Genomic DNA, 23,903 nt, shown 5'->3' on the forward strand with positions numbered 1-23,903 from the left:
GACTCCCCCCACCGGGGACCCCGTGAGGTGACCCCCTCGCGGCATCCCCGTCCCCCGGCGACCCCGGCCCGGTGACCGCACCTCGCCGTGTCCGTACGCTCCCTTCCCCCCGTAGCGCTATGGACACGGCAGGTGCACCCGGGCCGGGGTTTCTGCTGGATTGCCACCCTTTTTCGTCCCACGGGCCGGGCACCGGCAGGCCCGGGCCCCCCGTCCGGATAGGCTCATGTCGCAAGGCCAAAGCGACCCTGCACCGACGCTGCGGCAGCGGCGTCACTCCTAGCGACACATCCCAGAAGGAGATGCTCGTGCCGTCCATCGACGTCGTCGTAGCCCGGGAAATCCTGGACTCCCGAGGCAACCCCACGGTCGAGGTCGAGGTCGGCCTCGACGATGGCAGCACTGGCCGTGCTGCTGTCCCCTCCGGTGCCTCCACCGGTGCGTTCGAGGCCATTGAGCTCCGTGACGGAGACCAGAACCGCTACATGGGCAAGGGCGTCGAGAAGGCCGTCCTCGCCGTGCTCGAGCAGATCGGCCCGGAGCTCGTCGGGTACGACGCCACCGAGCAGCGCCTGATCGACCAGGCGATGTTCGACCTCGACGCCACCGACAACAAGGCGTCGCTCGGCGCCAACGCCATCCTCGGTGTCTCGCTGGCCGTCGCCCACGCCGCGTCCGAGGCCTCCGACCTCCCGCTCTTCCGCTACCTGGGCGGTCCGAACGCGCACCTGCTCCCGGTGCCGATGATGAACATCCTGAACGGCGGCTCGCACGCCGACTCCAACGTGGACATCCAGGAGTTCATGATCGCCCCGATCGGCGCGGAGTCCTTCTCCGAGGCGCTGCGCTGGGGCACCGAGGTCTACCACACCCTGAAGAAGGTGCTGAAGGAGCGCGGTCTGTCCACCGGGCTCGGTGACGAGGGCGGCTTCGCCCCGAACCTGGACTCCAACCGCGAGGCCCTCGACCTGATCATCGAGGCCATCAAGCAGGCCGGTTACGCGCCCGGCAAGGACATCGCCCTCGCGCTCGACGTGGCCGCCTCCGAGTTCTACAAGGACGGCAAGTACCTCTTCGAGGGCAAGGAGCGCTCCGCCGCCGAGATGACCGAGTACTACGAGGAGCTCGTCTCCGCGTACCCGCTCGTGTCCATCGAGGACCCGCTGTTCGAGGACGACTGGGCGGGCTGGAAGGTCATCACCGACAAGCTCGGCACCAAGGTGCAGCTGGTCGGCGACGACCTGTTCGTCACCAACCCGGAGCGGCTCGCCCGCGGCATCGAGGAGGGCACCGCCAACGCCCTGCTGGTGAAGGTCAACCAGATCGGTTCGCTGACCGAGACCCTGGACGCCGTCGAGATGGCCCAGCGCAACGGCTTCAAGTGCATGATGTCCCACCGCTCCGGTGAGACCGAGGACGTCACCATCGCCGACCTGGCCGTCGCCACCAACTGCGGCCAGATCAAGACCGGCGCCCCGGCCCGCTCCGAGCGCGTCGCCAAGTACAACCAGCTGCTGCGCATCGAGGAGATCCTCGACGACGCCGCGGTGTACGCCGGCCGCAGCGCCTTCCCGCGCTTCAAGGGCTGACGCCGCTTACGGAAGTCCCTTCCGCACGTCCCCGCGCACGGTCACGTACCGTGTGCGGGGACGTTGGCACGTACGGACCGCATCAACGGGGAGGGGCGCACATGGCCCGGGACCGGTTCTCCACCGCGACCCGGCTGCGGCTGCTCGGCGAGCAGACCGCCGCCCGGGTCTACCGCTCGCAGAACCGCCGCCAGGCCCGCCGCTCCCGGCTCACCGGGCGTGCCGCCTTCCTCGCGCTGGTGGTCTGCTCGATGGTCGTCGCCCTCGCCTATCCGACGCGGCAGTACGTGTCCCAGCGCAACGACATCGCCGAGCAGAAGCGGCTCGCCGACGAGGCACGCGAGCGGGTGGAACGGCTGCGGGACGAGAAGGCGCGGCTCCGGGACGACGCGTACATCAAGCGGCTGGCCCGCGAGCATCTGCATATGGTCATGCCGGGCGAGACCGGTTACACGATGGTCGACCCCAGGGCGGGTCAGCAGCCGCGCGACGAGGAGAGCGGCGCCGGCCGCCCCTGGTACTCGAACGTCTGGGACGACGTCGACCACGCCGACGCGGGACGCTAGACGCAGTTGTGCACACACGACCACGTACACACGACACGAACGACGAAGAGACAGACGCACCCATGGACACGCCTCCGCCCAGCACCGAGCACACCCCGCCCACCGAGGCCGACATCGCCGCGTTCCGGGAGCAGCTCGGCCGTCCCCCGCGCGGTCTGCGTGCCATCGCGCACCGCTGCCCCTGCGGCAACCCCGACGTGGTCGAGACGGCCCCGCGTCTCGAGGACGGTACGCCGTTCCCGACGCTCTACTACCTGACCTGTCCCCGCGCGGCCTCGGCGATCGGCACGCTGGAGGCGAACGGCGTGATGAAGGAGATGTCCGAGCGCCTGGCCACCGACCCGGAGCTGGCCGCCGCCTACCGCGCGGCGCACGAGGACTACGTCGCGCGCCGGGACGCCGTCGAGGAGCTGAAGGGCTTCCCCAGCGCGGGCGGTATGCCGGACCGGGTCAAGTGCCTGCATGTGCTGGTCGGCCACTCCCTGGCGGCGGGCCCGGGTGTGAACCCGCTCGGTGACGAGGCGATCGCGATGCTTCCGGAGTGGTGGGCGAAGGGCCCCTGCGTCACCCCGTGCGTGGACAGCGGCGACGGGACTCCCGGGGAGAGCGCGTGAGCCGCGTCGCCGCAGTCGACTGCGGCACCAACTCCATCCGGCTGCTCGTCGCCGACGCCGACCCGGCGACCGGCGAACTGGTGGAGCTCGACCGCCGGATGACCATCGTGCGCCTGGGTCAGGGCGTGGACCGCACCGGACGGCTCGCACCCGAGGCGCTGGAGCGTACGTTCGCCGCCTGCCGTGAGTACGCCGGGGTCATCGAGGCCCACGGCGCCACCAAGGTGCGCTTCGTGGCCACATCCGCCTCGCGCGACGCCGAGAACCGCGAGGACTTCGTGCGGGGCGTCGTCGAGATCCTCGGGGTCGAGCCCGAGGTGATCAGCGGGGACCAGGAGGCCGAGTTCTCCTTCGTCGGGGCCACCAAGGAGCTGGCGGGCCACGAGGAGCGCCTGGTCGTGGACATCGGCGGGGGCTCGACCGAGTTCGTGGTGGGCCAGGCCCAGGTCGAGGCCGCCCGCTCCGTGGACATCGGCTGCGTGCGCCTGACCGAGCGCCATGTCCGCAACGACCCTCCTACCGCGGCCGAGGCCGCCGCCATACGGGCCGACATCGAGGCCGCGCTGGACCTCGCCGAACAGACCGTGCCCATACGCGAGGCCCGCACCCTGGTGGGCCTGGCCGGCTCGGTCACCACCGTCGCCGCGATCGCGCTCGGGCTGGAGGAGTACGACCCCGCCGCCATCCACCACTCCCGCATCTCCCGCACCCAGGTCGCCGACGTGACCGAGGCGCTGCTCACCGCCACACACGACGAGCGCGCCGCGAACCCGGTGATCCACCCCGGGCGGGTGGACGTGATCACGGCCGGGGCGCTTGTCCTGCTGGCGATCATGGAGCGCACGGGGATCGACGAGGTCGTGGTGAGCGAGCACGACATTCTGGACGGAATCGGCTGGTCGATCGCCTGAGGCTGCCCACGGCCCGAGGGGCGCTGCCCGGCGGGCCGGGCTGCCTGCCGGGTGCCGCCGGGGCCGGGGCTGACCACGGCGGCAGGGTGCTCGGCGCATGGAGGGGCCGTATGCGCCGCCCTGCGTGGGGCGGGCTGGAACCGGGCTCGAGCGGGGCTCGGACCGGGCTGCCGCCGGGCTTCGGGAAAACCTTCGTGAAGTTCTTCACAAGGAAAAGCCTCTGCCCGGCCGTCGAAAGTGCCCCTCGGCGGCCCTGTGGGCCTGTTTTTCTGCCCAACTCCGCGCACCTGTCCACGATCCGACATGCCCGTGTCGCCTGACGATCATGGAAGGGAAGGTCGTGGTACGTCTCCCTCGAAGGTCGTGGGCGCAGCTCAGAGGGGTCGGGCAACGTTCCCCGTCACCCCGGGGTTCCCTGACCTCGCCATGACCTCCGTCACGTGGGCGGCGGAGTGTAGCAGAGGGCCGCTGCATGCTTGTGAAGGGGCTCACGAGCGACCCCCTCATGGGGGGTGGATACTCGATGGCATGAGCACCACGGAGCGTCCCAGGATCCTCGTAGTAGGCGGTGGGTACGTAGGCCTGTACGCAGCTCGTCGCATTCTGAAGAAGATGCGGTACGGGGAGGCGACCGTCACGGTCGTCGACCCGCGGTCGTACATGACGTACCAGCCCTTCCTCCCCGAAGCCGCCGCCGGCAGCATCTCGCCGCGGCACGTCGTCGTCCCGCTGCGACGCGTGCTGCCCAAGGCCGAGGTACTCACCGGCCGGGTCACCACCATCGACCAGGACCGCAAGGTCGCCACGGTCGCGCCGCTCGTGGGCGAGGCCTACGAGCTGCCGTTCGACTACCTGGTGATCGCGCTCGGCGCGGTCTCCCGGACCTTCCCCATACCCGGGCTCGCCGAGCAGGGCATAGGCATGAAGGGCGTCGAGGAGGCCATCGGCCTGCGCAACCACGTCCTGGAGCAGCTCGACAAGGCCGACTCCACCACGGACGAGGACGTCCGCCGCAAGGCGCTGACGTTCGTCTTCGTGGGCGGTGGCTTCGCCGGTGCCGAGACCATCGGTGAGATCGAGGACCTGGCCCGTGACGCGGTCAAGTACTACCGGAGCATCAAGCGCGAGGACATGCGCTTCATCCTCGTCGACGCCGCCGACAAGATCCTTCCCGAGGTCGGGCCCAAGCTCGGCAAGTACGGCAGGGAGCACCTTGAGGGCCGGGGTGTCGAGATCTACCTCAACACCTCGATGGACTCCTGCGTCGACGGCCACGTGGTGCTGAAGAACGGCCTGGAGGCCGACTCCAACACCATCGTGTGGACCGCCGGCGTGAAGCCGAACCCGGCGCTGGCCCGATTCGGCCTGCCGCTCGGCCCGCGTGGCCACGTGGACACCGCCCCGACCCTCCAGGTGCAGGGCACCGACTACATCTGGGCCGCCGGGGACAATGCCCAGGTCCCGGACCTCGCCTCGCGCAAGGCCGGTGTCGAGAACGCCTGGTGCCCGCCGAACGCCCAGCACGCCCTGCGTCAGGCGAAGGCACTCGGCGACAACGTCATCTCCGGTATGCGGGGCTTCCCGCAGAAGGAGTACAGCCACGCCAACAAGGGTGCGGTCGCGGGTCTCGGCCTGCACAAGGGCGTTGCGATGATCGTCATGGGCAAGATGAAGATCAAGCTCAAGGGCCGTCTCGCCTGGTACATGCACCGTGGCTACCACGGTCTGGCGATGCCGACCTGGAACCGCAAGATCCGGATCTTCGCCGACTGGACGCTCGCGATGTTCCTCAAGCGCGAGGTCGTCTCGCTCGGCGCGATCGAGACTCCCCGCGAGGAGTTCTACGAGGCCGCCAAGCCCGCCCCGGCCCCTGCCGCCGCCGCGGCCCCGCAGAAGGCCAAGGCGTCCTGACGACTTGACGTCCTGAACGCTTGCACGAACCTGAAGGGGCCGTCCGCCATCCGTGGTGCGGACGGCCCCTTCGGCGTTCCGGTCCGGGCGCTCCTGTGCTGCCGTTGGCCGAAACGCCGTCCATTTGCGCGCTCAGGGGACTGCGCCAACGCGCCGAGGGTGTTTACGTGGTGTTGGGCATTTCCGGAAACCGTCATCACGGAGGTGTGCGCCATGGCCGATGCCGCTTCGCGGCTCACCACTCTTGCCGAGAACCTGCTGGGGGCACCGCCCTCGGTCCGTATCCGCGCCTGGGACGGAAGCGAGGCGGGGCCTGCCGACGCCCCGGTCCTCGTGTTCCGGCACCCCCGCGCCCTGCGCAGACTCATCTGGAAACCCGGTGAACTGGGCCTGGCCAGGGGCTGGGTGGCCGGGGAGATCGATGTGGAAGGGGATCTGTACGAGGCCCTGAACCAGATTTCCGGGCTGATCTGGGAGCGATCCAAGCGGTCCCACCGGTCCGATCACTCCGATCACTCCGATCAGTCCGGACGGCGCCGGGCCCATCAGCTGCGCGACCCACGGTCGGCCGCCGCCGTCGCGGACCTGTGGCGGTTGGCCGGCCCCCGGGCCTGGCTGCCGCCGCCACCACCGGCCGAGGAGGTACGACGGCGCAGCGGGCCGTTGCACACCAGGAGCCGCGACCGGCAGGCGATCAGCCACCACTACGACGTGGGCAACGACTTCTACGAGCGTGTCCTCGGTCCTTCGATGGTCTACTCCTGCGCCTACTGGCGCGACGGCGGCACTCTTGAGGAGGCCCAGCGCGACAAACTCGACCTGATCTGCCGCAAGCTGGCGCTGAAGGAGGGCGGGCGGCTGCTGGACGTGGGCTGCGGCTGGGGCTCGATGGCGATCCACGCGGCCAGGGAGTACGGCGTCCGGGTCACCGGGGTCACGCTCTCGCGGGAGCAGGCCGCGTACGCCCGCAAACGCGTCGCCCAGGAGGGGCTGACGGACCGCGTCGACATCCGAGTCCAGGACTACCGGGACGTCAAGGACGGTCCGTACGACGCGATCTCGTCGATCGGCATGGCCGAGCACGTCGGCTCCGCACAGTACCGGGAGTACGCGGATGTGCTGTACGGGCTGCTCAAGCCCGGCGGACGGCTGCTGAACCACCAGATCGCCCGTCGTCCCGAGGAGGACGAAGCGGCGTACCAGGTGGATGACTTCATCGACGCGTACGTCTTCCCCGACGGGGAGCTCGCGCCGCTCGGCGGCACCCTGTCGATCCTGGAAGAGGCCGGTTTCGAGGCCAGGGACGTGGAGTCGATCCGCGAGCACTACGCCCGCACCCTGCGGGTCTGGGTGGCCAATCTGGAGTCCGCCTGGCCGGATGCTGTACGGCTCACCTCGCCTGGGCGGGCGCGGATCTGGCGGCTCTACATGGCCGCGTGCGCGCTGGCCTTCGAGCGCAACAGGATCGGGGTCAACCAGATCCTCGTGGTGAAGACGGAGGGCGGCGCTTCCGGGCTTCCGCTGCGGGCCCGTGAGTGGACGGAGACGCCGCAGGGCTGAGCGTGTGCGCGAGGGCCGGGCCTCCCGTGGGGGAGGTCCGGCCCTCGGCGTATCCATGAGCGACCGGGTTCTGCTCGGAGTTCTACTCGGTCTTGATGGCGTTCAGCATGTTCAGCCTCGCGGCGCTGCGGGCGGGCCAGAGCGAGGCGAGCACACCGACCAGGCCGGCGAGCGCCAGGAAGATCGCGATCCGGTCCCAGGGCAGCACCAGCTCGTAGCCCGGAATCTTGTCCGCGATGGTCTCGCCGATGGCCCAGCCGAGGAACGAGCCGAGCACGATGCCGACCGTCGCGCCGAAGAGCGAGATGACCACGGCTTCCAGGCGGACCATGCGCTTGACCCTGCGGCGGTCGAGACCGATCGCGCGCAGCATGCCGATCTCCTGCTGGCGTTCGAAGACGGACATCGCCAGCGTGTTGACCACACCGAGCACCGCGATGATCAGAGCCATCGCCAGCAGTCCGTAGAGGATGTTCAGCATGATGTTGATCTCGCCGCCGAACTGGTCGCGGATGTCCTGCTGATCCATCACCTTGATCGCGGGGTTGCCGCCCAGAGCGTCGAGCAGGGCCTTCTCGTTCGCCGCGGACTCACCGCCGTTCATCTTCACGAAGATGTTCGGGATGTACGGCTTGGCCTCGTGGGCGTTCGCGATCTTCGTGTCGATGAGGACACCGGAGAGGAATTCGCTGCCCTTGTAGACAGCACCGACCTTCAGCGTGCCCTTCTTCTTGTCGTTGAAGGTGACCGCGACGCTGTCGCCGACCTTCCAGTCCCGCTCCTTGGCGGTGTCCTCGGGGACCGCGACCTCGCCCTTCGCCAGGGTGTCCAGGCTGCCGTTGACGACCGGGACGTTCAGCACCTTGTCGATGCTGCCGGGAGTGACCCCGGTGGCCAGCTCGTAGTCACCGGCCCCGGCGCTCCCGACGCGGAAGGGGAAGTCCTGCTCAGGCGAGACGGCCGAGACACCCGGGGCCTTCTCCAGCGCGCTCAGCGCGGACTCGTCCAAGGCCCCGCCGCCGGCCATCATGACCATGTAGTCGGCCTTGATGTTGTCCGTGGTCGTCTTCGCGATGGCCTCGCCGACCGTGACACCCAGCACCGAAAGACCGGTCACCAGAGTGAGCCCGATCGCCAGCGCCGAGGCCGTGGCGCCGGTGCGGCGCGGGTTGCGGACCGCGTTCTGTCCGGCCAGCTTGCCGGCCACCCCGAAGACGCCGATGAGCAGCGGCCGCACGAGTGCGATGACGGGCCGGGCCAGCATGGGGATCAGGACGATCACACCGAGCAGGGCGAGGAACGCGCCTCCGGCGATCATCATCCGGCCCGTGTCGCCCTCGGCCGCCGCGCCCCCCACGATGAGGGCGGAGCCGGCCGCGGTGAGGACGGATCCGATGGAGTTGCGCAGCACCAGGGACTTGGTGGTGGCCACGGCGTGGACGCTGTTCATCGCGGCCACCGGCGGGATTTTGGCTGCCCGGCGGCCGGGCAGCCAGGCGGCGAGCATGGTGATCAGGACGCCGACGGAGAGTGCGGCGATGACCGGGGAGGCCCCGATGACCAGAGGTCCGGCCGGAACCTTCATGTCGAAGGCGGCCATCCCGGAGCGCAGTCCGACGGCCAGACCGATACCGATCAGGAACCCGACCGCGGCGGCGGCGAGACCGACCAGGGCGGCCTCCACCAGCACCGAGCGGGTGATCTGCTTGCGGGAGGCGCCGACGGCCCGCATCAGCGCGATCTCCTTGGTGCGCTGGGCGACCAGCATCGTGAAGGTGTTGGAGATCAGGAAGATGCCGACGAACAGGGCGATGGCGGCGAAGCCGAGCAGGATCTGCTTCAGGACGCCCATGCCCTCCTCGATCTGCTCCGCCTGCTTCTGGGCGAGCGCCTGCCCGGTGCTGGCCTCGGCCGACTCCGGCAGCAGCGGCGTGAGGGCCTTCAGGATCGCGGCGTCGTCCGCGCCCGGGGCGGCGGTGACGGTGACGTCGGTGAAGAAGCCGGGCTTGAGGTACTGCTTCTGAGCGAGCCCGGTGTCGAAGAGCACCAGGCTGCCGCCTGCGTTCACGGCTCCGTCCTGGGTCGTGAAGACACCGCTCAGCGTGTAGTCCTTCGCCGGCCCGTTCGTCGCGACGCGCACCTTTTCGCCGACCTTGAACCTGCCCGTGTCCACGGAGTCCTTGTCCAGGGCGATCTGACTGTCCTTCACCGGACCGGAGCCGTCGGTGAAGGTGTAGGCGGGGTCCTTGCCGTCCTTGCCGGGGGCGAAGTTGGATCCCTTGTTGGACCAGCCGGCACCGATCAGCTTGCCGTCGGATCCGGCGACACCGGCGAAGCCGCTGACGCGGCCGTACGCGGCGGCGACGCCGTCCAGCTCGCCGATCCGGTCGAGGTGTTTCTGGGAGATGCCGGACGCGTCGGCGTCGTTCGGGTCGGCATATGAGGTGACTGCGACGGCGACGTCGTCGTAGCTCTTGGCCGACTGGTTGCGGAAGGCGTTGGAGAGGGTGTCGGCGAAGACCAGGGTGCCGGAGACGAAGGCCACGCCGAGCATCACGGCGAGCACGGTCATCAGCAGCCTGGCCTTGTGCGCGAGCACATTGCGCAAGGCGGTACGGAACATGGTGGTGGTCAGTCCTGAGGTGAGGGCCGGAGGTCTTGGGTGCGGCAGCGGGTACGGGTCAGCTGGTCCGGCCCTTGGCGTCGAACGCCTTCATCCGGTCGAGCACGCCGTCGGCGGTCGGGGCGAGCATCTCGTCCACGATCCGGCCGTCGGCGAGGAAGATCACGCGGTCCGCGTAGGACGCCGCGACCGGGTCGTGGGTCACCATGACCACCGTCTGTCCCAGCTCCCGCACCGAGTTGCGCAGAAAGCCCAGCACCTCGGCGCCGGAGCGCGAGTCCAGGTTTCCGGTCGGCTCGTCACCGAAGATGATCTCGGGCCGGGAGGCGAGGGCACGGGCCACCGCGACGCGCTGCTGCTGGCCGCCGGAGAGCTGCGCGGGGCGGTGGCTGAGCCGCCCGGACAGCCCGATCAGGTCGATGACCTGCTGGAGCCACTGCTTGTCCGGCTTGCGTCCCGCGATGTCCATCGGAAGCGTGATGTTCTCCAGCGCGGTCAGGGTCGGCAGCAGGTTGAACGCCTGGAAGATGAAGCCGATCTTGTCCCGGCGGAGCTGGGTGAGCTGTTTGTCCTTGAGCGAGCCGAGCTCGGTCTCGCCGATGCGCGCCGACCCGCCGCTGAAACTGTCGAGCCCGGCGACGCAGTGCATCAGGGTGGACTTGCCGGACCCCGACGGGCCCATGATGGCGGTGAACTCGCCCTGCCTGAAGTCCACGGTGACCCGGTCGAGGGCGACCACCTGGGTCTCGCCCTGTCCGTAGACCTTGGACAGATCCATGGCACGGGCGGCTACCGCGGTGGTGCGGTAGGCAGTGGGGGTGGTGGTCACGAGTCGACTCTCCTGTCGCGTTCACGCTGCTCTTCGGGGACCACCCCATCGTGCTGCGTGACACCGGCCCGGATCGTCCGTCCCGATGCCCGTTCCTGAGGCCCTCTCGGGTCTGACCCGGCCCTCCGGCCGTAGTCCTCGGGTATGACGGCGACCCCTGAGCCGGACTACGGGTCAGGCGCGGATCCGGCCGTAAGTCAGGCTCCGCACACGGCACGGGTGGAACCCGAGCGCAGTCGGACGACGACTTTCCGTCATTTCGCCGAAGCGGCGATCAGTGGTCAAATGCCGGGCGAGAGCTAGCGCAAACTGCCGAATACCCGCACTGACGCACCCTCAGGCGCCCATAAAATCAGACAACATCGAGTCGGCGTACCGCTGTTCGGGGGAGTCATCCGGATAGGCTCGTGAGCCAGCACGGAGCCGCGTGCAGGGCCCGGATGGTGGAATGCAGACACGGCGAGCTTAAACCTCGCTGGCCTTCGGGCCGTGCCGGTTCAAGTCCGGCTCCGGGCACCATGTGCTACGAGGCGTGTGACCTCCGTATCCGACCGGCTCCGCTCCCCGCGGCCTGCTGCCCACGGCGGGCGGACGAGCCCCTGGCGCTCCCGCACCTCATCGCGAGGACAATGGCATGTTCATATGCATGGTTTCGACGGTGATGAACGGTGATGACGGGAGGCGCGTGAACGCTGCCACGGTCGCGATGGTGACGAGCGGGATCGGCATGCTCGTGGACACCGATCTCCGACTCGCCGTGGAGGCGTTGCGCACCGAGGGTCTGACGGCCGAAGCGGTGGCCTGGGACGCGGAGCCGGCAGCGTGGGAGAAATTCGATCTGGCCGTCATCCGGTCGACCTGGGACTACGCGGAACGCGTCGACGAGTTCCTGGCCTGGGCCGACTGGACGGCGCGGCGCACTCGTCTGTGCAATCCGGCCGAAGTGATCCGCTGGAACAGCGACAAGCGCTACCTGCTGGACCTCGCCGCACACGGGGTACCCGTCGTGCCCACGCGCTTCATCGAGCCGGGTGAGCAGTGCGGCGAGGGTGACTTCCGGAGCGCCGGCGCGGTGGTGGTCAAACCCGCCGTCTCGGCCGGTGCCGCGGATACCGCGCGCTACGAACCCGGACAGCATGCCGACGCCCTGAGCCATGCGCGCGGCCTGCTGGACCGGGGCCGCGTCGTGATGGTCCAGCCGTATCTGCCTCTTGTGGCGGAGGGGGAGCGCGCACTGGTCTTCTTCTCCGGCACCTTCAGCCATGCGATCCGCAAAGGCCCGGTTCTCACCGAGCCCGGAGTGATCGACAACGACCGGGTCCCCCATCCCGACCTCGTCCCGTACCAGCCGACCGACGAGGAGCTCGGCACCGCGACAGCCGCCCTGGCATCGGTGCCGTCCCCGGCCGCTCTTCTGTTCGCACGGGTGGACCTGGCGCTGGATGACACCAGAAGCCCTGTGGTCATGGAGCTGGAGCTCATCGAGCCGAACCTGTTCCTCCAGGAGCATCCGCAAGGGCTGGAACGCTTCGCCGGCGCTGTGGCGGCCGAGCTGCGGCGCGCCTCGTCGTAGCCACCGGCCGAGGGCCGGCCCGTCGCCATGGACGGACCGGCCCTCAGGACCACGTCAGAAGCCGCTCGCGGGCAGTGCTACCACCACACGACGAGGTAGCCCGCCCCGCCCTCGCCTCCGGGTCCACCGTCCGTGCCGGTGGCGCCCGCCGCGCCGCCGTCGCCGCCGTCGCCACCCTCGCCGCTGTTGAGCGGCGGGTCGACGATGCCGTCCGCGGTGTCTCCGCCCGCGCCTCCGGCCCCGCCGTCCGTGCCGGTGGCGCCTGCCGCGCCGTCGTCACCGATCCGGACCACGCTGGCACCGACGCACGCCGCGCTGCCTCCGCCGCCGCCCGATCCTGCCGTGCCGCCGACGGCGGTACCGCCACCGCCGCCGCCACCGCCGCCGCCACCACCGGCGTTCACCAGCACGCCGCTGTTGCTGAAGGTCGTTGCGTCGCCGACGCCTCCGGTGCCGCCGCCCCCACCCGGTGAGTTGACACCTGTCGCGCCGGTACCCGCAGTCCCGGTGGTGCCGCCGTCCCCGATGTCGACGGTGTACGTCTGCCCGGGCTTGACGGACACCGCGCACCAGACGAAGCCGCCGCCACCGCCGCCACCGCCGCCCCCGCCGGTCCCGGTCAGTTCCGTCGACGCGCCGCCGCCACCGCCGCCCGCGCCACCACCGGCGCCCCACGCCTGGACGAAGATCGAACGCACACCGCTGGGCACCCTGAACGTGTCGTCCTCGGTGAACTCCGCGAGTCCGTGGGGGAACTGGACCGGAGCGCTTGGCCTCGGCTGGGGGTAGTGCGGCTTCGGCCGCGGCTTGGTCGCGGCCTCGGTGGCGGGGGCCATGGCGAGGGCCTGACCGGCCAGACCGGCCGCGGCCGCCAGGACGACCGCCGTGCGGAGGCGCCGGGTGCTGCTGCTCATGATGAGCTTCCTTTCTCTGTGCGGTGCCACGGCCGTCACGGAGCGATCCACGTGTGCGAGTGGCCTGCGACGCACATCCCACAGCCCACCGCCGCCGCCCTGCGGTTGCCGCGCCGCGCCGTGCTCTGGTCAGGTGATCGTTCGATCGGGGTACGCCGGAATACGTCGGCGTAGACCGGGGTACGGGGGCTGGGTGAAACTCGAACGAACGGTCGATGCGATGGGGTGGTGGTGATCGGCCGGAGTGACCGGCTTGTCACGATCAAGGAAAGATCCTCCTTCAGCACTAGGCGGATCTCTTTGCCCCCGCATTACTCTTGTGGCAAGGCCGCGCACGGCGGCCATGGAGGAGTGAGATGAGGAGCAGCAACCCGGTCTTCTCGCGACGAGGGTTCAGCCGCGACAACGGCTACGCGGGCTTCAACGCCGCGCCGCAGGCCGGGGGCCCCGCCGCCGGAAACCCGTACGCCCAGGGCACCGGAAACCCGTACGCCACCAACCCCTACGCGCCGGCCGACGCCCAGCTGGGCGCACCGCCGCAGGCGCCCGCCCGCACCGGTGTGATGACGATGGACGACGTCGTGGCGCGCACCGCCATGACGCTCGGCACCGTCGTGCTCACCGCGATCCTGTCGTGGGTGCTGCTGCCCGTCGACCAGGCCAACATCGGCAAGTCGTACGCCATCGGCATCGGCGCCGCGCTGGTCGCGTTCGTGCTGGCGCTCGTCCAGTCCTTCAAGCGCAAGCCGTCGCCCGCGCTGATCCTCGCCTACGCCGCGTTCGAGGGTGTCTTCCTCGGCGTGATCTCCAGCGCCGTCTCCACGTACATCGCGGACGGCGTGGTCATGCAGGCGGTGCTCGGCACGATGGCGGTGTTCGCCGGCGTGCTGGTCGCGTACCGGATGGGCTGGATCCGCGTCACCCGCCGCTTCTACGGCTTCGTGATGGCCGCGGCGCTCGGGTTCCTGCTGCTGATGGCGGTCAACGCGCTGTTCGCCGTGTTCGGCGGCGGTGACGGCCTCGGCTTCCGCAGCGGTGGCCTCGGCATCCTGTTCGGTGTCATCGGCATCATCCTCGGCGCCTGCTTCCTCGCCCTGGACTTCAAGCAGGTCGAGGACGGCATCACCTACGGTGCTCCCCGCGAGGAGTCCTGGCTGGCGGCCTTCGGCCTCACCATGACCCTGGTGTGGATCTACCTGGAGATGCTGCGGCTGCTGTCGATCCTCCAGGGCGACGACTGACGCCAGGACGCGTATGAGTGAACGAAGGGCCCGCCCGGTGGAAGCCGGGCGGGCCCTTCGCATTGTGGTCGCCGATGGCGCGGGTGCCGATCCCTGGCTGCCAAGGCCGTGTGTGAGAACTCCCGCCTGGCCCGCGACTCCTCCAGAGCTTCGTCCTGGAGGTGCCCCCAGCACGCGGACAGCGCTTAGCTTGTCGTTTAACGGCTCTGCATTGCTTGTCCGGCCTTGGGGAACATCGGTACAGCCGTTGGCGCTGAGATTGATCATGGTCACCTAGCACAGTGATCGTGTGCCGTGCTGTGAAGATCGTCGATCACGCGTGAGAGACAGCTACCGTCCGCCGCGTGCCGGTGGAACTTTTAACTGATGAGCAGGCTGAGGCGTACGGGAGATTCGCCGAGGAGCCGACGCGTCCGGAGCTGGAGCGGTTCTTCTTCCTGGACGACGTCGACCGCGATCTGATCGCGCTGCGGCGTACGAAGCACCACCAACTTGGGTTCGCCCTCCAGATGTGCACGGTCCGCTACATCGGCCGATTCCTGCCGGAGGACCCGCTCGCCGTGCCGTGGCCGGTGGTCGAGCACCTGGCCGCGCAGCTGGGGATCGAGGACCCGTCGTGCGTGAAGCGGTACACCGAGCGGCCGAAGACGGCGTACGAGCACGCGTGGGAGATCCGGGACGCCTACGAGTACCACGAGTACGAGGACCCGGAGTGGTCGCGCAGGTTCCGCACGTTCCTGCACGGCCGGGCGTGGACGCACGCCGAGGGGCCGGTGGCCCTGTTCAACCAGGCGGTGGGCTGGCTGCGCCGGAACCGGGTGCTGCTGCCGGGTGTCTCGGTGCTGGCCCGGCAGGTCTCCGAGGTCCGTACGATCGCCGAGAAACGGCTGCACGCCACTGTCGCGCGGGCCGCGGCCCGCGCGGAACGGGAGCTGCCCGCGCAGCTGGTGGTGACGCTGGTCACGCCGGAGGGGAAGCGGTTCTCGGAGCTGGAGCGGCTGCGCCGGCCGCCGACGCGGACGACGGGCACGGCGTTCGCCCGCTCGCTGGAGCGGGTGGGCGAGATCGGCGCGTTCGGCCTGGGCCGGGTGAAGCTGAACAAGATCCCGCCGAACCGGCTCGCCGCGCTGGCCCGGTACGGGCTGGGCTCGAAGGCGGCCGGGCTGGAGCGGGCCGCCGAGCCGAAGCGCACGGCGATGCTGACGGCGGGGATGCGGCACCTGGAGGCCAAGGCGATCGACGAGGCCCTGGACCTGTTCCAGGTCCTGATGGCGACGCGGCTGATCAGCACGGCGAAGCGGGCCACGGACAAGGACCGGCTCTCGACGCTGCCGCAGCTGGAGAAGGCGTCCCGGACACTCGCGCGGGCGGCGAAGGTGCTGTTCGAGGAGCTGGAGTTGGTCGAGAGCCACGGCACGGACGTGGATACGGCGGCGCCGGCTGGTGCGTGCGGGGTTGAGCGGGATCGTGGTGGTGGGGGCGGGGTTGATGTGCGGGCCTTCGGCGGTGTCCGGTGCACGGGCGGAACCAGCGGTGGGTGGTCTGTCGCGACTGTCGGGGCCGGGGCGAGCCTGGCGGGAGCTTGAGGTGGGGAACCGGCGGTGGCAGACGTTCCACGAGAGCTTTCCGGATCGGGCCAAGAGCGTGCGCAGGGCGCTGGTGGGCGGGCAGCATCCGTTCGCGGTGATTCTGGGGTGCGTGGACTCGCGGGTACCGCCGGAGCTGGTCTTCGACCAGGGGCTGGGTGATTTACTCACTGTGCGGTCGGCGGGCGAGGTCCTGGATGAGGCGGTCTTGGGCAGCATTGCCTACGGGGTGCTGGAACTCGCTGTCCCGTTGATCGTTGTCCTGGGTCATCAGGGATGCGGGGCGGTCGCCGCGGCGGTGCATGCCGATGCCGGGGACTCGCAGCTTCCGGCGCACATCCGGTACCTGGCGGACCGGATCCGCCCGGCGATCGACCACCGGCTTCACGGTGAGGCCCGTGTGGACGCGGCGGTCACCGAGAACGTGCGCAGGGTGCGGGACAGCCTGGCCGGCGAGCCGGACCTCGCCGCCCTGGCCGCTAAGGGCCGCCTGGCTGTCGTCGGTGCCCGGTATGAGTTCAACAGCCAACGGGTGCACCGGGTGCCCTGAGCAGTCAGGGGGTTGATTGCCGTTGCAGATCCGCGGGCTCCTGGCAGCTAGACTTGCAGAGTTCTGCAATTCATAAGGTTCTGTACGGCGTGGGGGTGGCGGTGTGTCCGAGTTCGCGCAGGCGGCGCGGCATCGTGTTCGGGTGGCGTGGGCCCGTGTGGCGGCTGCCCAGGAGGCTGGTGATGTCGTGGAGGAGGCTGAGGCGGCTGATGAGTTGGATGACGCGCTGCGTACGGTCCGGAAGCATGGCGTGGATCTGGAGGATGCCGGGTGAGTCGGCTGTGAGCACGGTGTGCGAGGTCGGGGCGTCGTCGTGGGCGGTGCCGTTGGTGCCGGCCTCGGGGCGGGCGGTGCGCCAGCGCACCGAGCGGGTGCTGTCCGGGCTCGGGATCGCGTCCGCGTCCTGCCTGGGCGGGGCTGTGCTGCTGGTGGTCAGTGAGCTGGCGGCCAACGCGGTGCGGCATGCCGGGCAGTCCCCGGACGTCGAGGTCACGCTGGCGCTGTCCGGCAAGGTCCTGACGGTGGCGGTCGCGGACCTGGACCCGCGGCCCATGGCGCTGCGCGTGCTGCCGGGGCGGGGCCTGGGGGTTGTGGCTGAGCTGGCGCGCGCTCACGCCGGGGACGGGCGGATCGAGCCCGCTCCTGGTGGGCAGGGCAAGAGCGTCGTTGTCCGCTTCCTGGCCGTGGAAAACCCGTGACCGTCCCACAGAAAGAAGGAGTCATGTACGAGATCAGCTACGCCTGTGCACCGTGCGCGCCGGCACCTGCGGTCGTGGCGGCCGGGCACGTCCCGGAGATCGTCGCGCAGGCAGGCCGGGACGGGTTGCGGGTCCATATCCGGCCCTGCCCGCCGCACCCTGGCCAGCCACCCACAGGAGGGGAGCTGTGGTGAACGGCGAGAGTCACGACGTGGATCGGACTGGCGAGAGGTGGAAGGAGAAAGGCGTCGCGCTGCGCGCGTTCTTCTACATCTTCGGCACGCATCTGTTTGCCGGCTTCGTGTGGCTGCTGTTCTACGTGGGCGAGCACGCCCAGAAATAGACCGGCCGCGGGCCAGGAGCTCACGGTGAACCTGCGGCTGGGGAAGACGGCTGCCCGACTCGTGAGGCATCGCACGGGAGTTCGCCTTGGTCAGGACAGCGAGTTACCGGGAGAGGTCAGCCGGTTCGGCACCGGTCTCCCTCGTCGTCCGCGAATGCTCTCTCTACAGGGGGAGGGTGACCCAGATGCTTTTGCCGTGGCCGTCGGAATCTGCGCGGACCACGGTGGTGCCGCCAAGGCCGAGGGTGAGTTCGACGACGGTGGCCAGGCCGCCGCGGTGGGTGAGATGGGCGTGCAGGAGTGCGGGTTGGTAGGGGTGGCGGTCGTGGACGGCGAACGCGAAGGTGTCCGGGGCGCCGGCGTAGATCACCGTGATGGTGGGTGAGAGATCGACAGCGTGCCGCACGCTGTTGGTGACCAGTTCGGCCAGGATGAGCAACGCGGGGTCTACGGCATGGTGGTGGCGGCTGATGCCCCACCCGGCCAGTAGCAGTTCAGTAGTCTCGCGTGCTGTCCGGACCGCGGAGCCGACAGCGGGCATCGTCAGCACGAGGCGGTAGGGCAGATCGCCGATCGGAGAGAACACTCAGAGGCTCCCGTGACCGTGGCCCATTCGCAAACCGGTCCGTACCCTGCCCAGCAGGATCTGGGGACGACGCGACATCCGTGTGCCGACGACCAGTACTCCGCTCGTGCTGTACCTGGCGACGGTCGCAGGCAGAACCGGAGACATCGCGCGAGCGTGAGGGGCAGCGGCAGGATCGCTGCCGTGACGCCGGGCCAGCAGGTCGCGGCGGGGACTGTGTGCCGAGGCTGCGAAATCGTTGCGCGCGAGCGGGCGGCTCACCGATCGCCGACAGCGGGAGGTCAGCCTGCTCACTTGGCGGCCTCGGACTCCTGCAGCTCGGCCAGCAGCTCGTTCTGCCCAGCGAGCATTACCGTGAGGATCCGCCGGGCAGCCCGCAGCAGATCCGCCACGTCGCCGCCCGCCAGCTCATACACCACCGTCGAACCCTCCCTGGTCGAGGTGACGATCCCCGAGCGGCGCAGCACCGCCAGCTGCTGGGACAGCGCCGACGGCTCCACCTCGATCTCTGTCAGCAGATCCCGCACCGGCATCGGCCCGCTCTGCAGCAACTCCAGCACCCGGATACGCACCGGATGACCGAGCATGCGGAAGAACTCGGCCTTGGCCTGATAGAGCGGTACCGTCACCATCGAGACCCTTCCTCCTCAACACCCCACAAAGGCAGGCAACCCCTTGCCTGGCCTGCGCCCGCGACTCCCCCGCGAACGCAGCCACTCCATGATGTATTGAATTGCAGAATTTTGCAATTGCCGACTGCCTGTCGACTTCGTCGTTTTCCGACTAGTGCACCCGGGCACGGCCGGGACGCGGCCGCGAACTGGTCGGACGCCTCGACCTCACCCAATCCCCCCACCGACTCCGGCCGTTGACCGTCCGCCTGTGATGTTGCCCGCGGCCGATCTCGGGTGGGCCGTTCTCGGGCAAGCGGACGCTCTCGCGGGCGCGCACTCTACCGCGATCCTCCGCATGCCCTGACGAGGACTGGGATTCTCGCGCCCACCACATCCACGGTACGTAATCTCGCCGTCACCCAACTGGCAGGCACTTGCTGTGCGCAAGTGCCGTGGCGAGGAGCGAGGAAGCGGCATGGCCAACATAGAAGTCTCCCTCAAGGAGACCGTGACATCGATTGAGGGCAGCCTGGGCGCCGCCCTCGTCGATTACACCAGCGGGATGGCACTGGGCACGATCGGGGGCAGCAAAGACCTTGACCTGACGGTGGCCGCGGCGGGCAACACGGACGTGATCCGCGCAAAGCTGCGCACCATGGAACTCCTTGGCCTCGACGACGAGATCATCGATGTACTGATCACGCTTGGCACCCAGTACCACCTCATCCGGCTCCTCAAAGGCCGCAGCGGCGACGGCCTGTTCCTCTACCTCGTCCTGGACAAAGCGAAGTCCAACCTGGCCATGGCCCGCCATCAACTCAGCCGCATCGAAGCCCAACTGGAGTTGTAACGAGCCTCACCGTCGGGGCTCAGCATGCCCACAAATTGAAGAATTCTTCAATTAACCACATGGCGAATTGATGTGTACGGGCGGGCTGAGACCCGATGACACCGCGTGCGGCGGCCATGGTGGCCGCCGCACCGGGTCGGCCGTCATCGTGCCTCTTCGGCGGGGCGGGCCAGGCGGAACCCGGTGATCGACTGCGGGGTCAGGCGCAGCAGGGTGTCGTGGGGGCCGTGTGCCCAGCCGGGCAGGGTTCGGCGGTAGTGGGCTTCTTCGTATGGGTCGGTGATGGGGTCGCCCGGGCCGTGCGTGGTGAGGGTCCAGCCGGTGCCGGCCGGGTGCTGGATGTTTTCGCAGTGGTAGGTCAGGGCGGTGCGGGAGTGGACGATCAGGGGCTGGACGGGGGCGCGGACGATCAGTTGGCCGTGCTCCAGGAGGTGGCAGGCTGGGCGGATCATCGCTTGGTTGCGCTGGATGTAGACCAAGCGGCCGGTATGGGCGTCTTCGAGGAGCCATAGGGCCTCGGTGCCGGAGATCTCCAGCATCATCCGCTCGGCGGGATGGGTCATCGGGGGGCCTTCCGGGCTCGGTGCGGGTGACGGTGGCGGCGGGGGAGGAGTCCGGCATGCTCGAGGAGTTTGCGGGCCGCGGCGATCGCCTCTGGGGTGGTGGCATACTCCTGACCATCGGTGTGCAGCATGTCCAAGGCCCCGACGGATTCGAGGACCTGCCGCTGGCCGGGCCGGATTCCGGAGGCCAGCACGGTGATCCCACGTCGGTGGAGCTTGTCGACCGCGTCTTTCAGGACGAGGGCGCCGGTGGCGTCCATGGTGGTGACTCTGGACATGCGCAGGATCACCACGCGCACGTCGGCCACCTCTGACAGCTGAAGCAGGAACCGGTGCGCGCCAGCGAAGAAGACCGGGCCGTCGATGCGGTAGGCGACGATGTGCTCGGCAAGCAGCGCGTGCTCCTCGTCGCTGTGTTCCCCGGGCAGGTCCGGGCGGAAGTCGACCTGATCGAGGCGGGCCTGCCCGGCGACCGCGCGCAGCGCCAGCGCCCCGGCCACTACGAGGCCGATGATCACCGCGTAGACCAAGTCCAAGAGCAGAGTGGCCGCGGCGGTCAGTACCAGGACGAGCGCGTCCGAGCGGGTCGCGCGGGCCATGGCCCTGAGCGAGCCGACCTCCACCATCCGCACCGCGGTTGCCAGCAGCACCCCGGCCAGCGCTGCCAGCGGGATGCGGGAGACGAGCGGGGCGGCGGCGAACACGATCACTCCGAGGATCACCGCGTGGGTGAGGGCCGCGGTCCGGGAGGAAGCACCGGTGCGCACATTGACCGCGGTCCGGGCTATCGCCGCGGTCGCCGGGACCCCGCCGAACAGCGGGGCGGCCAGGTTCGCCACCCCCTGCCCGAACAACTCCCGGTCCGGATCATGCTTCTGGCCGACCGTCATGCCATCCGCCACGGTCGCCGACAGCAGCGACTCCAGCGCAGCCAAAGCCGCCACCGCCACCGCAGGGGCCAGCAGCGCCCCCAGCGCCGAGATGTCGATAAAAGACAGTGAAGGCACGGGCAGGCCCGACGGCAACGCGCCGATCGACGCCGCTCCCTGAAGATGGAAGACCTCCACCGCGATCGTCGCCGCGATCACCGCGACGATCGAGAACGGTATGGTCGGTCGCCACCGCGCCCCGGCCAGCATCACGGCTGCCACCCCGAGCGAAAGGCCCAGCGCCGTCCAATTCGGCGCCTCGACAAACGCTGTCACCGAGCGCCAGGCGATCGCCAGGACCTTCTCGCCCTCGGGCTTGTCCATCCCCAGCGCGTTGGGGACCTGCTGCAGGCCGATCACGCACGCGATGCCGAGAGTGAAGCCCTCCACCACCGGGGCAGGCACATACGCCATGTACCGGCCCGCCTTCAACAAGGCTACGGCGATCAGCAGCACACCGGCCATCAGCCCGACCGTGAGCACCCCGCCCGAACCGTACTCGGCAACGATCGGGACCAGCACAACCGTCATCGCCCCAGTCGGCCCCGACACCTGAAGGTTCGAGCCGCCCAGCAAAGCCGCCAAAGCCCCGGCCACCACCGCGGTCGCCAACCCCGCCTCCGCCCCCAGCCCGGAGGAGACACCAAACCCGAGCGCGAGGGGCAGGGCAACGATTGCCACCGTCAACCCCGCCAGCAAATCCCGGCGCGGATCCCGCGCCATCACCAGGTAGTCGGCACGGGTCGGCAGCACTGCCCGAACCCTGCGCACGCACCGCAGCAGGACCTGATTCATGAGACTGCCCCGCTCACCCGCAGACCACCCAGCCCCTGTCTCCAGCCGGCGAACACCGGCACGAAGTCGGCCATCACCCAGCACAGCGGAACTGCCACCCCGCTCCTCCAACCCTTCCCATCACCAAAGGCCCGTACGGGCACATCACCGGCCCACCCCGGAGACCACGATATAAGAATGTAATGAATTGCAGAATTCTGCAATTCCGAGAGTCGCCGATCCAGTCGCACGCTCTTGCGGAAGGTGCACCCCGCCTGACGGGGACCTTCAACCGCGGACGGTCAGCCATTCTCATGAACGACCCTTTGCCAGAGCAAGATCACTTGAGAGCCGGGAAAGCCGCCCGGGCCCCGGATTGGTTCGCACAACTCGTTCTCACTCAAAGGCGGGTCGAACCCCCTTCTGAGACTTGCATTGTGAGAAAATCCGGGGCTATGACGGACCCTCAAGAGCCCTCCCCGGCCGACGCGGACGACGTCGAGCGCCATCCCTGCCCGAGGTGTGCGGCCGAGCCTGGATCACCGTGCCGCTCGCGCGGCGGCGCGGTCGCCGGCACCTACCACACCGGCCGCTTCACCAAGGTGCCCCGGCTCGCGAAGCTCCTGCGGGTGGCAACCCCGGCTGACCGAGGTCCGGGGCAGCCGTGGCGGCCCGGCACGCCGCCCCCGGCGCCGATTGCCCCGAACACCCCGACCGCTGACATCCGCATCGGCTACGCGCGATGCTCGCACCTGAGCCAGGAACTCCAGTCCCAGCTCGACGCGCTCACCAAGCACGGCATCCCCAGGGAGAAGATCTTCAGCGAGAAGATCAGCACCCGCATGCGCGTCCGGCCGCAGTTCGAGGCCGCGCTCGCCGCCGCCCGCGAGATCAAGGCCCACGCACCCCACTGCCGGGTCATCTTCACCGTGTTCGAGATGAAGCGGCTGGGGCGCGATGCAGCCGAGCTGACCGCGCTCGCCGATCACCTCACCGCCCACGGCCTGGTCCTGGAGATGCTCGCCGGACCGCTCCCCGGGATGTACGACCCCTCCGGCCCCGGAAGACTGCTCTTCGGCTTCTTCGCCGCGATGGCGGAGACCGAGCGGGAGAACATCCGGGAATCGACGCTGGAAGGACTCGACACCGCCGCCCGCAAGGGCAAGCACGGTGGTCGGCCTCCCGTCATCACCGACGACATGCTGCACACCGTGCTCCGCCGCCGCGCGAACGGCGAGTCCGTCGAGCAGATCCAGCCCGACCTGATCATCCCCACCGGCAAACGCAAAGGTCAGGCCCCATCCGTCGCCAGCGTCTACCGGGCCCTCGCCGAACACGCCAAGCGCGAGGCGTACCCCGAAGCCGTCGAGCAGGCACGAGCCGACTTCACCACGCTGACAGCCGCGGACGACATACCCCAGCCCCGCCAGCCGGCCCCCGCGGCCCAGGCCGTGTAGAGCTGGCCCCGCGATCGCGCGCCTGACGTGCTAGAAGACCAAGATCAAGTGCTTAGCGTTAATGGCTGTTCCGTTGGCCCCCAAGGCCGTCCTTCAGCTGGCCGCCCACTGGCGCGAGGCGGCACTGGAACTCGGCGAGTTCGCCCCGCCCCGCCCTGCGTCTCGTCACCGACCCGACACCACCCTCGTAGAGGGGGCACCGGATCCCGTAAACCTGCTGGTCACCAACTGCACGGCAGGGTGATGATGACCGCCACACGCCCGTACGAGAGGAAGAGGAGCGGCGCCCATGGCTCTGCCCGTACTGACCGCCGAGGCCCGCGCCGAGGCACTGAGGAAGGCCGCCGCCGTCCGCAAGGACGCGGCGAAGTCCTCGAAGCCCTCAAGACGAACGGGGTCACCTTGAAGGAGGTGCTGGACCGCGAGGACTCCATCGTCGGCAAGACGTACGTACGGCGCCTGCTGGAATCACTGCCCGGCATCGGCAAGGTCCGCGCCGGGCCAGCTCCTGGCCGACCTCGACATCTCCGAGCGTCGCCGCGTCCAGGGCCTCGGCGCCGGCCAGAAGGAACGCCTCCTCGAACTCTTCCCGCCGCGAACCTGACCAGCGACGCCGCCCGCC

Annotated in this window: 22 protein-coding genes, 1 tRNA gene and 2 pseudogenes; 17 read left to right on the forward strand and 8 right to left on the reverse strand. The window is 69.4% G+C overall.

Translation table 11 applies throughout. The features are described 5' to 3' along the window. Window positions 1-302 precede the first annotated feature (302 nt). From eno to ABZ532_RS12045, 6 genes are all read left to right on the forward strand, one after another. Complete coding sequence (eno, locus tag ABZ532_RS12020) at window positions 303-1,589, forward strand: phosphopyruvate hydratase (protein WP_361281460.1); 1,287 nt, start codon at window positions 303-305, stop codon at window positions 1,587-1,589. Window positions 1,590-1,690: 101 nt separating this feature from the next. Then, entirely contained in the window at window positions 1,691-2,155 is a 465-nt protein-coding gene (locus ABZ532_RS12025) for a septum formation initiator family protein (RefSeq protein WP_361281462.1), read from the forward strand. A gap of 62 nt (window positions 2,156-2,217) precedes the next feature. Further along, the gene (locus ABZ532_RS12030) at window positions 2,218-2,769 is read left to right on the forward strand and encodes a DUF501 domain-containing protein (RefSeq protein WP_361281464.1); all 552 of its coding nucleotides are present in this window, start codon (window positions 2,218-2,220) and stop codon (window positions 2,767-2,769) included. Next, window positions 2,766-3,680, forward strand: coding sequence for a Ppx/GppA phosphatase family protein (locus ABZ532_RS12035; protein ID WP_361281466.1), 915 nt, complete (start codon window positions 2,766-2,768; stop codon window positions 3,678-3,680). Before ABZ532_RS12030 ends, ABZ532_RS12035 begins: the two co-directional genes overlap by 4 nt. 528 nt (window positions 3,681-4,208) lie before the next feature. Continuing rightward, window positions 4,209-5,591 carry an NAD(P)/FAD-dependent oxidoreductase gene (locus ABZ532_RS12040; protein ID WP_361281469.1) on the forward strand — a complete coding sequence of 461 codons (1,383 nt, stop codon included), beginning with the start codon at window positions 4,209-4,211 and terminating at the stop codon, window positions 5,589-5,591. 213 nt (window positions 5,592-5,804) lie between these two features. Continuing rightward, window positions 5,805-7,151 (forward strand): cyclopropane-fatty-acyl-phospholipid synthase family protein, encoded by a 1,347-nt coding sequence (locus ABZ532_RS12045; protein ID WP_361281471.1) that lies wholly within the window; start codon window positions 5,805-5,807, stop codon window positions 7,149-7,151. Between the two features lie 82 nt (window positions 7,152-7,233). Here ABZ532_RS12045 and ABZ532_RS12050 read toward each other — a convergent pair whose 3' ends face one another. Continuing rightward, on the reverse strand, window positions 7,234-9,774 hold the full coding sequence (locus ABZ532_RS12050) for an FtsX-like permease family protein (protein ID WP_361281473.1): 2,541 nt from the start codon (window positions 9,772-9,774) through the stop codon (window positions 7,234-7,236). Window positions 9,775-9,832: 58 nt separating this feature from the next. Next, the gene (locus ABZ532_RS12055) at window positions 9,833-10,603 is read right to left on the reverse strand and encodes an ABC transporter ATP-binding protein (protein WP_361281475.1); all 771 of its coding nucleotides are present in this window, start codon (window positions 10,601-10,603) and stop codon (window positions 9,833-9,835) included. A gap of 434 nt (window positions 10,604-11,037) precedes the next feature. On the opposite strand from ABZ532_RS12055, the gene ABZ532_RS12060 reads away from it, so the two are divergent. Together ABZ532_RS12060 and ABZ532_RS12065 are read left to right on the forward strand one after the other, a co-directional pair. Continuing rightward, a tRNA-Leu gene (locus ABZ532_RS12060) sits at window positions 11,038-11,122 on the forward strand. A gap of 166 nt (window positions 11,123-11,288) precedes the next feature. Then, window positions 11,289-12,176: a hypothetical protein gene (locus ABZ532_RS12065; RefSeq protein WP_361281477.1), complete on the forward strand. Its 888-nt coding sequence runs from the start codon at window positions 11,289-11,291 to the stop codon at window positions 12,174-12,176. Window positions 12,177-12,253: 77 nt separating this feature from the next. Here ABZ532_RS12065 and ABZ532_RS12070 read toward each other — a convergent pair whose 3' ends face one another. Continuing rightward, a complete protein-coding gene (locus ABZ532_RS12070) occupies window positions 12,254-13,090 on the reverse strand; it encodes a hypothetical protein (RefSeq protein WP_361281479.1) in 837 nt (278 codons plus the stop codon). A 356-nt stretch (window positions 13,091-13,446) separates the two neighbouring features. On the opposite strand from ABZ532_RS12070, the gene ABZ532_RS12075 reads away from it, so the two are divergent. The 3 genes and pseudogenes from ABZ532_RS12075 to ABZ532_RS12085 all read left to right on the forward strand — a co-directional run bounded on the left by ABZ532_RS12075 (window position 13,447) and on the right by ABZ532_RS12085 (window position 16,467). Beyond that, window positions 13,447-14,331: a Bax inhibitor-1/YccA family protein gene (locus tag ABZ532_RS12075; RefSeq protein WP_361281481.1), complete on the forward strand. Its 885-nt coding sequence runs from the start codon at window positions 13,447-13,449 to the stop codon at window positions 14,329-14,331. 344 nt (window positions 14,332-14,675) lie between these two features. Continuing rightward, window positions 14,676-15,737 (forward strand): annotated as a pseudogene (locus tag ABZ532_RS12080) (DUF4158 domain-containing protein); the annotation flags it as partial. A gap of 19 nt (window positions 15,738-15,756) precedes the next feature. Beyond that, on the forward strand, window positions 15,757-16,467 hold the full coding sequence (locus tag ABZ532_RS12085; protein WP_361281689.1) for a carbonic anhydrase: 711 nt from the start codon (window positions 15,757-15,759) through the stop codon (window positions 16,465-16,467). Window positions 16,468-16,537: 70 nt separating this feature from the next. On the opposite strand, the gene ABZ532_RS12090 is transcribed toward ABZ532_RS12085, so the two are convergent. Further along, entirely contained in the window at window positions 16,538-16,831 is a 294-nt protein-coding gene (locus ABZ532_RS12090) for a hypothetical protein (protein ID WP_361281483.1), read from the reverse strand. Between ABZ532_RS12090 and ABZ532_RS12095 the strand changes: the two genes are divergently transcribed. Next, entirely contained in the window at window positions 16,818-17,165 is a 348-nt protein-coding gene (locus tag ABZ532_RS12095; protein ID WP_361281486.1) for an ATP-binding protein, read from the forward strand. The genes ABZ532_RS12090 and ABZ532_RS12095 overlap by 14 nt on opposite strands. 187 nt (window positions 17,166-17,352) lie before the next feature. Then, window positions 17,353-17,508: a DUF6126 family protein gene (locus tag ABZ532_RS12100; protein ID WP_361281488.1), complete on the forward strand. Its 156-nt coding sequence runs from the start codon at window positions 17,353-17,355 to the stop codon at window positions 17,506-17,508. A gap of 163 nt (window positions 17,509-17,671) precedes the next feature. Here the strand turns inward: ABZ532_RS12100 and ABZ532_RS12105 are convergent, their stop codons facing one another. Continuing rightward, entirely contained in the window at window positions 17,672-18,049 is a 378-nt protein-coding gene (locus tag ABZ532_RS12105) for an ATP-binding protein (protein ID WP_361281691.1), read from the reverse strand. A gap of 335 nt (window positions 18,050-18,384) precedes the next feature. Beyond that, on the reverse strand, window positions 18,385-18,723 hold the full coding sequence (locus ABZ532_RS12110; protein WP_361281694.1) for a metalloregulator ArsR/SmtB family transcription factor: 339 nt from the start codon (window positions 18,721-18,723) through the stop codon (window positions 18,385-18,387). A 460-nt stretch (window positions 18,724-19,183) separates the two neighbouring features. Between ABZ532_RS12110 and ABZ532_RS12115 the strand changes: the two genes are divergently transcribed. Further along, window positions 19,184-19,558, forward strand: a complete 375-nt coding sequence (locus ABZ532_RS12115; RefSeq protein WP_361281490.1) for a hypothetical protein — start codon at window positions 19,184-19,186, stop codon at window positions 19,556-19,558. Window positions 19,559-19,701: 143 nt separating this feature from the next. Here ABZ532_RS12115 and ABZ532_RS12120 read toward each other — a convergent pair whose 3' ends face one another. Both ABZ532_RS12120 and ABZ532_RS12125 read right to left on the reverse strand, forming a co-directional pair. Then, complete coding sequence (locus tag ABZ532_RS12120; RefSeq protein ID WP_361281492.1) at window positions 19,702-20,121, reverse strand: pyridoxamine 5'-phosphate oxidase family protein; 420 nt, start codon at window positions 20,119-20,121, stop codon at window positions 19,702-19,704. After that, window positions 20,118-21,845: a SulP family inorganic anion transporter gene (locus ABZ532_RS12125; protein WP_361281494.1), complete on the reverse strand. Its 1,728-nt coding sequence runs from the start codon at window positions 21,843-21,845 to the stop codon at window positions 20,118-20,120. The genes ABZ532_RS12120 and ABZ532_RS12125 overlap by 4 nt, the downstream gene beginning before the upstream one ends. A 434-nt stretch (window positions 21,846-22,279) precedes the next feature. Between ABZ532_RS12125 and ABZ532_RS12130 the strand changes: the two genes are divergently transcribed. The 3 genes and pseudogenes from ABZ532_RS12130 (at window position 22,280) to mihF (ending at window position 23,885) form a co-directional block, all read left to right on the forward strand. After that, a complete protein-coding gene (locus tag ABZ532_RS12130; protein WP_361281497.1) occupies window positions 22,280-23,281 on the forward strand; it encodes a recombinase family protein in 1,002 nt (333 codons plus the stop codon). Between the two features lie 61 nt (window positions 23,282-23,342). Continuing rightward, window positions 23,343-23,525, forward strand: a complete 183-nt coding sequence (locus ABZ532_RS12135) for a hypothetical protein (protein ID WP_361281499.1) — start codon at window positions 23,343-23,345, stop codon at window positions 23,523-23,525. A 45-nt stretch (window positions 23,526-23,570) separates the two neighbouring features. Then, a pseudogene (mihF, locus tag ABZ532_RS12140) lies at window positions 23,571-23,885 on the forward strand (integration host factor, actinobacterial type). Window positions 23,886-23,903 lie beyond the last annotated feature (18 nt).

Origin of the sequence: Streptomyces sp. NPDC019396 (genome assembly GCF_040632375.1) — a bacterium.
Classification (GTDB): Bacteria; Actinomycetota; Actinomycetes; order Streptomycetales; family Streptomycetaceae; genus Streptomyces.

What these genes read in the sequence shown, in the direction of transcription:
- eno (WP_361281460.1), top strand. Translation starts at nt 303, where the DNA reads ATGCTCGTGCCGTCCATCGACGTCGTCGTAGCCCGGGAAATCCTGGAC.
- ABZ532_RS12025 (WP_361281462.1), top strand. Translation starts at nt 1,691, where the DNA reads ATGGCCCGGGACCGGTTCTCCACCGCGACCCGGCTGCGGCTGCTCGGC.
- ABZ532_RS12030 (WP_361281464.1), top strand. Translation starts at nt 2,218, where the DNA reads ATGGACACGCCTCCGCCCAGCACCGAGCACACCCCGCCCACCGAGGCC.
- ABZ532_RS12040 (WP_361281469.1), top strand. Translation starts at nt 4,209, where the DNA reads ATGAGCACCACGGAGCGTCCCAGGATCCTCGTAGTAGGCGGTGGGTAC.
- ABZ532_RS12045 (WP_361281471.1), top strand. Translation starts at nt 5,805, where the DNA reads ATGGCCGATGCCGCTTCGCGGCTCACCACTCTTGCCGAGAACCTGCTG.
- ABZ532_RS12050 (WP_361281473.1), bottom strand. Translation starts at nt 9,774, where the DNA reads ATGTTCCGTACCGCCTTGCGCAATGTGCTCGCGCACAAGGCCAGGCTG.
- ABZ532_RS12070 (WP_361281479.1), bottom strand. Translation starts at nt 13,090, where the DNA reads ATGAGCAGCAGCACCCGGCGCCTCCGCACGGCGGTCGTCCTGGCGGCC.
- ABZ532_RS12075 (WP_361281481.1), top strand. Translation starts at nt 13,447, where the DNA reads ATGAGGAGCAGCAACCCGGTCTTCTCGCGACGAGGGTTCAGCCGCGAC.
- ABZ532_RS12105 (WP_361281691.1), bottom strand. Translation starts at nt 18,049, where the DNA reads ATGCCCGCTGTCGGCTCCGCGGTCCGGACAGCACGCGAGACTACTGAA.
- ABZ532_RS12115 (WP_361281490.1), top strand. Translation starts at nt 19,184, where the DNA reads ATGGCCAACATAGAAGTCTCCCTCAAGGAGACCGTGACATCGATTGAG.
- ABZ532_RS12120 (WP_361281492.1), bottom strand. Translation starts at nt 20,121, where the DNA reads ATGACCCATCCCGCCGAGCGGATGATGCTGGAGATCTCCGGCACCGAG.
- ABZ532_RS12125 (WP_361281494.1), bottom strand. Translation starts at nt 21,845, where the DNA reads ATGAATCAGGTCCTGCTGCGGTGCGTGCGCAGGGTTCGGGCAGTGCTG.
- ABZ532_RS12130 (WP_361281497.1), top strand. Translation starts at nt 22,280, where the DNA reads ATGACGGACCCTCAAGAGCCCTCCCCGGCCGACGCGGACGACGTCGAG.
- ABZ532_RS12135 (WP_361281499.1), top strand. Translation starts at nt 23,343, where the DNA reads ATGGCTGTTCCGTTGGCCCCCAAGGCCGTCCTTCAGCTGGCCGCCCAC.